At 72.1% G+C, this 10,482-nt stretch carries 4 protein-coding genes and 1 pseudogene; 2 read left to right on the plus strand and 3 right to left on the minus strand.

Annotation, left to right across the window (positions count from 1 at the left end; translation table 11 throughout):
- On the minus strand, positions 1-1,627 hold a 1,627-nt coding region (locus G3I71_RS44130), incomplete at its 3' end, for a type I polyketide synthase (protein WP_164324406.1).
- Positions 1,628-1,727: 100 nt separating this feature from the next.
- Positions 1,728-8,360, minus strand: a complete 6,633-nt coding sequence (locus G3I71_RS44135; protein ID WP_164324409.1) for a type I polyketide synthase — start codon at positions 8,358-8,360, stop codon at positions 1,728-1,730.
- 245 nt (positions 8,361-8,605) lie between these two features.
- Between G3I71_RS44135 and G3I71_RS44140 the strand changes: the two genes are divergently transcribed.
- On the plus strand, positions 8,606-9,379 hold the full coding sequence (locus G3I71_RS44140; RefSeq protein ID WP_164324410.1) for an alpha/beta fold hydrolase: 774 nt from the start codon (positions 8,606-8,608) through the stop codon (positions 9,377-9,379).
- 1 nt (position 9,380) lies between these two features.
- The gene (locus G3I71_RS44145) at positions 9,381-10,238 is read left to right on the plus strand and encodes a metallophosphoesterase (RefSeq protein ID WP_164324412.1); all 858 of its coding nucleotides are present in this window, start codon (positions 9,381-9,383) and stop codon (positions 10,236-10,238) included.
- A gap of 64 nt (positions 10,239-10,302) precedes the next feature.
- Here the strand turns inward: G3I71_RS44145 and G3I71_RS44150 are convergent.
- Positions 10,303-10,482, minus strand: a pseudogene (locus G3I71_RS44150) (IS630 family transposase); the annotation flags it as partial.

Consider the following 10,482-nt stretch of genomic DNA (forward strand, 5'->3'; position numbering starts at 1 on the left):
GCAACAACTCCCCACGCCCACCACCGACCACCACCGCCCGATGCCCCAACACCGCCCGCGACGACGCCAAGGAGTAACCGATGTCACTCAAGGGAACGTCCGGATGCTGGGTGAGATGGGTGAGGAGCTTCGCCGCCTGAGCGGGCAGGGCTGTCGCGTCGCGTGCCGAGAGAACCCAGGGAACCGGTCCTTGGTCATCGCCTCCGGTCGGGGAGTCGTCGTCGCCCTGCTCCAGAATGATGTGGGCGTTGGTCCCGCTGATACCGAACGACGACACACCCGCACGCCGCGGACGCCCCGTCACCGGCCACACCCGCTCCTCGGTCAACAACTCCACCGCACCCGCAGCCCAGTCGACCTGCCGTGTGGGCTCGTCCACGTGCAGCGTCCGCGGCAGGACGCCGTGCCGAAGTGCCATGACCGTCTTGATCACACCGCCTACGCCCGCTGCGGCGACCGTGTGGCCGATGTTGGACTTGATGGAGCCGACCCACAACGGCCTTTCCTGCGGGCGTCCTTGACCGTACGTCGCCAGCAGGGCCTGCGCCTCGATCGGATCCCCGAGCCTGGTGCCCGTGCCATGGGCCTCCACCGCGTCCACATCAGCGGCCGACAACCCCGCTCCCGCCAACGCCTCCCGGATCACACGCTGTTGGGAGGGCCCGTTGGGGGCCGTCATTCCGTTGGAGGCACCGTCCTGGTTCACGGCGGAGGCGCGGACGACGGCCAGCACGGGATGTCCGTTGCGACGGGCGTCCGAGAGCCGCTCCACCATCAGCACACCGATGCCCTCGCCCCAGCCGGTGCCGTCGGCCGCGTCCGCGAACGCCTTGCACCGCCCGTCGGAGGCCAGCCCGCCCTGCCGGGCGAACTCGGGGAAGATACCCGGAGTCGACATAACCGTCACACCGCCCGCGAGCGCGAGGTCGCACTCGCCGGACCGCAGCGCCTGCACGGCGAGGTGGAGGGTGACCAGAGAGGAGGAGCAGGCGGTGTCGACGGTCAGTGCCGGGCCCTCCAGGCCCAGGGTGTACGCCACCCGACCGGACATGACACTGCTGGTCATGCCGGTGAGCGACGGGCTCTCCTCGGAGTCGTGGCCCATGGCGAGCAACCCGACGAAATCCTCCGAACCGCCACCGAAGAAGACACCGGTGCGGCTGCCGCGCAACGACAACGGATCCACACCCGCCCGCTCCACCGCCTCCCACGACACCTCGAGCAACAACCGCTGCTGCGGATCCATCGCCAACGCCTCACGCGGCGAAATACCGAAGAACTCCGCGTCGAACCCGGCGGCGTCACGGAGGAACCCGCCTTCCAGGGTGGCCGAGGAGGCGATGCCTCCGGCCTCCTCGTACAGTTCCTCGATCGGCCAGCCCCGGTCCTCGGGGAATCCAGAGATCGCGTCCACCCCGTCGGCCACCATGCGCCACAGGTCTTCGGGGGACTCGACCCCTCCGGGGAACCGGCACGCCATGCCGGTGACGGCGATCGGCTCGCGGGCCCGTTCCTCCGTCTCCCGGAGCCGCTCACGCAGTTCGCGGGCGTCGGCGATGGCGCGCCTGAGGTAGTCGCGGAGTTTGTTCTCCATGGCCGTACCGGGCGTGGCGGATGTGCTCGACATGCGTGCGTCACTTCCTCGGGGGGTCGTACCGGCTCTCCGGCCGGCTCGGTAAGGCCGGGACAGGAGAACCGGTCAGGAAGGCCGGGGTGGAAAGAAGGGTTCAGGAGGGACGGAATCCGTCGTCGACCATGGCGAAGAGGTCGTCGTCTGTGGCCCGTGCGAGATCGTTGACGGTGTTCTCGTCCTGCGGCGTGCGCCAGGCGTCCAGGAGCGACCGCAGCCGGTCGTCGAGGTGTCGGCGGTCGGGGTCGTCCGCAGGGACCTCGGCGAGCGAGCGGGCCAGTCCGTCGACGATGGCCAGTGCGTCCTGGGCCGGCGATGCCTCGGGCGGGGCGAGTTCCGCGCGCAGCAGCGCTGCCACGGCCTGGGGTGTGGGGTGGTCGAAGACGAGGGTGGCGGGCAGCCGCAGACCGGTGACGGCGCCGAGGCCATTGCGCAGTTCCACGGCGGTGAGGGAGTCGAAGCCGAGTTCACGGAAGGTGCGTTGGGCGCCGAGGGAGTCCGGCGAGCCGTGCCCGAGAACGGTCGCGGTGTGGCTGTGCACGAGGTCCAGGAGCAGGCGGTCGCGCTCCGTGTCGGTGAGTGGGGCCAGCCGTTCTGCGAGCCCGGGGGTGCCGGCGGTGCCCGGGGCGGCCGGGGCGGCGCGGCGCAGGACGGGCGCCTGCACCAGGCCCCGGAAGACGGGCGCCAGGGTGCCTGCCTCGGCCTGTTTGCGCAGCACACCGGTGTCCAGGGCGACGGGTGCCACGGCGTGGGTGTCCGCGCCGATGGCTGTGTCGAAGAGGGCGAGTCCGCGTTCCGGGCTCAGGGCGAGCAGTCCGGAGCGGGCCATCCGGCGCTGGTCGGTGTCACTGAGTCCGGCTGTCATGCCGCCGGACTGTTCCCAGGCTCCCCAGAGCAGCGAGGTGCCCGCGAGACCACCGGCCCTGCGGTGGGCGGCGAGGGCATCCAAGTAGGTGTTGGCGGCGGCGTAGTTGGCCTGGCCGGGGTTTCCGGTGAAGCCGGAGGCGGAGGAGAAGAGGACGAACAGGGCGGGGTCGTGGCCAAGTTCGCGGGTGAGCGCGTCCAGGTGGGCGGCGCTGTCGGTCTTGGGCCGCAGAACGCGGTGCAGTTGCTCGTCGGTGAGGCCTGCGGCCAGCCCGTCATCGAGGACTCCCGCGGCGTGCACGATCACGGTCGGCGGCCGGTCGAGCCCGTCGAGTACGGCGCGCAGGGCGTCTCGGTCCGCGGTGTCGCAGGCCACGGTGTCGACGCCGAGCGCGCCCAACGCCCGCAGGTCGGCGGCGAGTTCGGTGGCTCCCGGGGCCGCGGGACCGCGTCGGCCGAGGAGCAGCAGGTGCCGGGCCCCGTACCGGGTCACGAGGTGCCGGGCGACGAGTCCGCCGAGGTTGCCGCCGGCGCCGGTGACAACGAAGGTGGCTTCGAGGTCGGGGCGCCTGGGGACGGTGAGAACCGCCTTGCCGATCAGTCTGGCCTGGCTGAGCGTACGGAAGGCGTCGCGGGCCTGTCGTACGTCCCAGACGGTGGGCGGCGGCGGGGTCAGGGCCCCCCGGTCGAAGAGGTCGAGGAGCGCGGTGAGCATCTCGCGCATCCGGTCGGGCGAGGCTTCCTGGAGGTCGTACGCCTGGTAGGCGACGCCGGGACGGTCGGCGGCGACGGCGGCCGGGTCGCGGATGTCGGTCTTGCCCATCTCCAGGAAGTGCCCGCCACGGGGCAGCAGTCGCAGGCCGGCGTCGACGAACTCCCCTGCCAGGCAGTCCAGTACGACGTCCATGCCCTGTCCGCCGGTGGTCCCGAGGAAGTGGTCCGCGAAGTCGAGGGTGCGGGAGTCGGCGGTGTGGCTGTCGTCGAGTCCGGCTTCGCGCAGCACGTGCCGTTTGGCGGTGCTGGCGGTGGCGTACACGTCGGCGCCGAGGTGCTGGGCGAGTTGGACTGCGGCGGTGCCGACCCCGCCCGCGCCGGCGTGCACGAGCACCTTCTGTCCGGGGCGCACTCCGGCGAGGTCCACCAGGCCGTAGTAGGCGGTGAGATAGGCGATGGGTACGGCGGCGGCCTGCTCGAAGGTCCAGCCGTCGGGCATCGGCGCCAGCCAGCGGTGGTCGGTGACGGCGACCGGACCGAAAGCGGCGGGCGCGAGACCGAGTACCCGGTCCCCGGCCCGCAGACCGGGCACGTCCGGCCCCACGGCACTCACCACACCGGCGAGTTCGCCGCCGAGCCCGCGCAGCCCGGGCACCAGGCCGAGGGCGACGACGACGTCGCGGAAGTTCACTCCGGCGGCGCGTACGTCGACCCGTACCTGGCCGGCACCGAGCGGTTCGGTGAGGCTGTCGGGTGCCGGTACGAGCGCCAGGTCGTCGATGGTTCCGCTCTCCCCGACCCGGTCCAGCACCCATGGGGCGGGCCCCGGCGGCGGAAGCAGTGAGGGGTGGCCCGCCAGAGGTGTCAGGCGGGGCGCGTGGGCGGTGCCGGAGCGCAGTGCCAGCCGGGGTTCGGGGCATGCCACGGCCGCCGGTAGAGCGGCGCCGGACCGGTCGTCGCCGTCCCAGTCCAGCACGGTGATGCGGTCGGGATTCTCGTGCACGGCGGAGCCGAGGAGCCCCCACACGGCTGCGGCGACCGGGTCCGGCAGCGCGTCCTCGTCGGTGACCTGGACGGCTCCGCGCAGCAGGACGACCAGCCGGGCGGCGGCGAAGGTGTCGTCGGCGAGCCAGCGGCGTACCGTGTCGAGCGCCCGTTCGGTGGCGGCGTGTACCTCGGTCACGGCGGCGGGATCACCGGGTTCGGCTCCCCGCGGCAGAGCGGCCTCAAAGTGCACGACGACGAAGCCGGTGTCCGTGGCGTCGACTTCGGCCGGATGGGAGCGGCGCACGGCCCCTGGGAGGACGGGCAGCGACTCGGGGTCTCCCGCCAGCACCCAGCGTTCCGGAGCGTCGGCAGGCTCGGCCGACAGCGGAATCGCCTCCCAGCCAGGCAGGTGGAGCCCGTCGGCCGGGCCGGTGCCAACGCCGGTAGCGGGTGGGAGCACGGCGGGGGCGGCACGGACGGTCAGTGAGCGGATGGTGGCCACCGGAGTGCCGGTGGGGTCGGCGAGGGTGAGGGCGAGACTGTCGGGTCCGGTGGGTGAGAGCCGGACGCGGAGTGCGGTGGCGCCGGTGGCGCGGAGGGTCACCCCGTCCCAGACGAAGGGCAGTCGGCCCTCGCCGGGCGCGGCCGAGAAGGGGCCGCCTGCGAAGACGGCAGCGTGGAGGGCCGCGTCGGCGAGCGCGGGGTGCAGGGCGAAGGCGGCGCCGTCGGCCGTGATGGCTTCGGGCAGGGCGACCTCGGCGTACACGTCGTCGCCATGCCGCCATGCCCGGCGGACGCCTTGGAAGGCGGGGCCGTAGGAGAAGCCCGCGGTCGCGAACTCGTCGTACAGGGAGCCTGTTTCGAGCGGTGTGGCGTCCGCCGGCGGCCACGGGCCCGGCTCCGAGCGGTCCTCGGCCGGTTCGCCACCGAGGACCCCGTCGGCGTGCGCGGTCCACTCGTCGTCGGCGTCGGCGGTATCCGGCTGGGAGGCGACGGCGACGGCCCTCCGGCCGTCCGCATCGGGCTCACCGACGACCACCTGGATCCGTACGCCGCCCGTGGCGGGCAGGATCAGCGGGGCCCGCAGGACGAGTTCGCCGATGGTCAGTGTGGTGCGGTCCGCGGTGCCGAGCCGGGCGGCGGCGTGCAGGGCGAGTTCCACGAAGGCCGTGCCCGGGACGAGTACGGTCCCGCCCACCGCGTGGTCGGCCAGCCAGGGATGGGTGTCCACGCCGAGGCGTCCGGTCAGCAGCAGCGTCCCGGTGCCGGCCAGTGTGACCGCCGCCGCCAGCAGCGGGTGCCCGGCGGCGGGCAGTCCGGCAGCCCCCGTGGCCGCCGCGCCCGGTTTGGGGCGCAGCCAGTAGCGCCGCCGCTGGAAGGCGTACGTCGGCAGCGGCACCGGCCGTGTGCCCCGGTCCGCGTAGAAGGCTTCCCAGTCCACCCGGACGCCATGGGTGTGCAGGCGTCCGAGGGCGGTGACCAGCGCCCTGGGTTCGGGCTGGTCACGGCGCTGGGCGGCCACGCGGAGCGGATCGGCGGGGGTCGCGGCGCCGTCCGGGCCACCGGTCGAACCGCTGTCCGCCATCGCGGTGAGGGCCGCGTCAGGTCCCAGTTCGAGCAGGACGGTGACACCCGCCTCGCGCAGGGTGACGGTCACGTCGTGGAAGCGGACGGTGTCCCGGACCTGGCGGGCCCAGTAGTCGGGTGAGGCCCACTGGTCGTCGGACTGGACGGCACCGGTCACGCTGGAGACGACCGGAATGACCGGCGGGTGGAACTCCAGTTTCCGTACGACGTCCCGGAACTCGTCCAGCATGGGGTCCATCAGCGGCGAGTGGAAGGCGTGCGAGACCCGCAGGTGCCGGGTGCGGCGGCCGAGACCGGCGAAGTGTGCCGCGACCGCCGCGACCGCCACGGCGGTGCCCGAGGCGACGACGGACCCCTCTCCGTTGACGGCGGCCAGGGCGATGGCGTCCTCCTGCCCCGCGAGCAGCGGGGTCACCTCCTCCTCGGTGGCCTCCAGGGCGACCATCGCACCGCCTGCCGGCAGGGCCTGCATCAGCCGGCCGCGGGCGGCCACCAGCGCACAGGCGTCCGGCAGTGTCAGCATGCCGGAGACATGAGCGGCGGCGAGTTCGCCGATCGAGTGGCCCGCGAGGTGGCGGGGCCGCACTCCCCAGCTCTCGACCAGCCGGAACAGCGCGACCTCCATCGCGAAGGTCGCCGCCTGGGTGTACTGGGTCTCGTCCAGCAGCGCGGCGGTGGCGGTGCCGGGTGCGGCGGACAGCAGATCGCGCAGGGGGTGTTCGAGGTGGCCGTCGAGTTCCGCGCACACGGCGTCCAGGGCCCGCGCGTAGGCGGGAAACGCAGCGTACAACTCCTCCCCCATGCCCGGGCGTTGAGCCCCCTGGCCGGTGAACAGGAAGGCGCAGACCGGGTCCCCTGCCTGGCCGGTCGACAGCCCCGGCGCGGGCTCGGCCGAAGCCAGGGCCTTGAGGGCACGCGCCAGTTCGTCGGGGTCGGCCGCGACGACGACGGCCCGCTGTTCGAGGGCGGCACGGGTGGTGGCGGTGGCGCGGCCGAGGTCCGGCAGGCGGGGGGCGTCGGGCCCGGTGACGTGGTCGTACAGCCGGGCCGCCTGCGCGCGCAGCGCATCGTCGTCGCGGGCGGAGAGGACAATCGGCACGGCGGGCAGGGGAACGAACTCCACGCCCGGTGTGTCCTCGGTGCGCTGGCCCTCGGCCGGACCGGACTCTGCGCCCTGCTCGAACTCCCCTTTCGCCGAGGCCTGTTCAAGGATCACGTGAGCGTTGGTGCCACTCACGCCGAACGACGAGACAGCGGCCCGGCGGGGCCTGCCGAGGTCGGGCCAGTCGCGGGGCTCGGCGAGCAGTCGGACCGCCCCCGCACCCCAGTCCACCTCGGGTGTCGCTTCGTCGACGTGGAGGGTTCGGGGCAGCCGCCCGTGACGTATCGCCATCACCATCTTGATGACACCGGCGGCGCCCGCGGCGGCCTGGGTGTGGGCCAGGTTGGACTTGACCGAGCCCAGCCACAGCGGCACGCCGTCGGTCCGCTCCCTGCCGTAGGTGGCCAGCAGTGCCTGCGCCTCGACGGGATCACCGAGCCTGGTTCCGGTGCCGTGCGCCTCGACCGCGTCCACATCGGCCGCGGTCAGCCGGGCGTTGGCCAGCGCCCGCCGGATGACCCGTTGCTGGGAGGGGCCGTTGGGCGCGGTCAGGCCGTTGCTCGCGCCGTCCTGGTTCACGGCGGTGCCCCGGATCACGGCGAGCACCTGATGTCCGTGGCGCCGGGCGTCCGAGAGCCGCTCCACGACCAGCAGGGCCGCGCCCTCGCCCCAGCCGGTGCCGTCGGCGGCGCCCGCGAAGGACTTGCACCGGCCGTCGGCCGCCAGCCCGCCCTGCCGGGAGTTCTCGACGAACGTGGACGGCGTGGCCATGACCGTGACCCCGCCGGCCAGTGCCAGATCGCACTCGCCCGCCCGCAGCGCCTGTGCCGCGAGGTGGAGCGTCACAAGCGAGGACGAACAGGCGGTGTCCACGGTGACGGCCGGGCCCTCGAAGCCGAAGGCGTAGGCGACACGGCCGGACACCACGCTGCCCGCGACACCGGTGCTGAGGAAGCCTTGGACCTCGTCGGGCATGGTCGACAGCTCGCCAGCGTAATCGTGGTACATGAGCCCCGCGTAGACGCCGGTGGGGCTGCCGGCCAGCGTGCCGGGATCGATCCCGGCGTGCTCCAGCGCCTCCCACGCCACTTCCAGCAGCAGTCGCTGCTGGGGGTCCATGGCGAGTGCCTCGCGGGGGGAGATTCCGAAGAAGCCGGCGTCGAAGTCGGCGGCGTCGTGCAGGAACGCGCCTTCACGGGCGTGACTGGTGCCCAACTGGTCCGGATCGGGGGCGAACAGGGCGTCGAAGTCCCAGCCCCGGTCGTCGGGCATGGCGCCCACGGCGTCCCGGTCCTCATCCACCAGCCGCCACAGGTCGTCGGGCCCGGTGACTCCGCCGGGGAAACGGCAGCCGATGCCGACGATGGCGACGGGTTCACTGCCCGCGTCCTCCAGCTGTTTGAGCCGTCTGTGAGCCTTGCGTAGATCGCTCGTCATACGACGGATGTAGTCGACGAGCCGTGCTTCGTCCGTCACTGAAACCCCCGGGGTCGGCGCCGTGCGGATACCGCCAGGGAACGGCGACAACCGCCTGGGGTAGGCGTGCCAAGCAGCCCTGGTATTTACGACTTCAAGTAGACGAGGTTCCCGCCGCGTCGCGACACCCCTGACCTGGACCCGTGCTCATAGGGGTTGGTTCAGGGGCCCACCCGGGCCCGGACGGCACCCGCCTACTGTTAGCTTCCGGGAACAGTCGGCCCTCGACAGACCCGGAGACTGATGTGACCGCGCACCGTGGAGACGCGGATCTGTGGATCCGCCGCTACCACCCAGCCCAGCACAGCGAGGTACGCCTGTTGTGCCTCCCGCACGCCGGAGGTTCGGCCAGTTTCTACTTTCCGGTCTCGCAGGCCCTCGCACCGAGCATTGAGGTCCTCGCGGTGCAGTATCCGGGGCGTCAGGACCGGCGGCTCGAACCATCTGTCGAGAGCATCCCCGAACTGGCCGACCACTTGCTGCCGTTGCTCCTCGACGAGTGGACCGACCGGCCGCTGGCCCTGTTCGGTCACAGCATGGGCGCTTCACTGGCCTTCGAGCTGGCAGGTCTGCTGGAGCAGCGGGCCGGGGTGGTGCCGGTGATGCTGTTCGCGTCGGGCAGGCGGGCGCCGTCCCGGTTCCGGGTGGAGGAGGACGTGCACGGGCGCGGTGACGAGGCCCTAATCGACGAGATCAAGCGGCTGGCCGGCACCGACAACCGGATCCTGGGCGACGACGAGGTGCTGCGCATGGTGCTGCCCGCGATCCGCAGCGACTACCGGGCTGCCGAGCTGTACCGTCCGCAGCGGGTGCACCAGGTGAGCTGCCCGGTGACGGCCCTGGTGGGCGACAACGACCCGAAGGCCCCGCTGGACGACGTGCGGGCCTGGCAGGAGCACACCATCGGCGGTTTCTCCATGGAGGTGTACCCCGGCGGACACTTCTACCTCACCGAGCAGGCGCCCCGACTGATCCGGCGGATCGCGGACACCCTGAGCGGTGCGGCGGCGGACCACTGACATGGGGAGGGCGCCAAGGCTGCTGGCCGTCAGCGACCTGCACATCTCCTACGAGGAGAACCGGCGGCTCCTGGACCGGCTCCGTCCCACCTCCGACGAGGACTGGCTCATCGTCGCCGGCGACGTCGCCGAAACGGCCACGGACCTCTCGTACGCGCTCGGCACACTCGCCCGCCGGTTCGCGAAGGTGATCTGGGTTCCCGGCAACCACGAACTGTGGACGACCGACGACGATCCGGTCCAGCTGCGCGGCGAGGCCCGCTACCGGCACCTCGTCGACATGTGCCGCTCTCTGGATGTGATCACACCGGAGGATCCCTTTCCGGTGTGGCACGGCTCCAGCGGGCCGGTGGTAGTGGCACCCCTGTTCCTGCTCTACGACTACACCTTCCGGCCCCAGGGCACCGCCACCAAAGCACAGGCACTTGAACGGGCGTACGACGCCGGTGTGGTGTGCACCGACGAGTTCCGGCTCTTCCCCGACCCCTACCCGGAGCGCGAGGCGTGGTGCCGGGCCCGGGTCGCGGAGACCGAACGCCGACTGTCCGCGCTCGACCCCGAGGCCACCACAGTGCTCGTCAACCACTGGCCCTTGCTGCGGGAGCCCACCCGGGTGCTGTGGTACCCGGAGTTCGCCCTGTGGTGCGGTACGGAACTCACGTCCGACTGGCATCTCCGCTACCGCGCGACGGCTGTCGTCTACGGCCATCTGCACATTCCCCGGACGACGGTGCACGACGGTGTGCGCTTCGAGGAGGTGTCCATCGGCTACCCCCGCGAATGGCGGCGGCGCGGCCTGCCGCGAGGCATCCTGCGCGACGTGCTGCCAGCCGCGAAGCCTGCGCCGGCCGTGCCGTGAGAGGGCGTTTGATGTAGCCGAATTAATAATTATGCCCTAGTGTGGTGCGCTTGAAATCTCGGTCTTAAGTTTCTTCCTGGTTTTTGTTGGCTGACGGAGTGACTTCGGTGAGGTAGTCGGCGAGTGAGTTGAGGATCTCGTCGGCGGTCTTGGTCCAGGTGAAGGGACGCGGATTCTCGTTCCAGGTGTCGATCCACGCGGTGATGTCGTCCTCCAGGGCCTTCACGGAGGTGTGGACGCCCCG

The sequence above is a fragment of the Streptomyces sp. SID12501 genome (assembly GCF_010550245.1).
Taxonomy (GTDB): Bacteria; Actinomycetota; Actinomycetes; order Streptomycetales; family Streptomycetaceae; genus Streptomyces.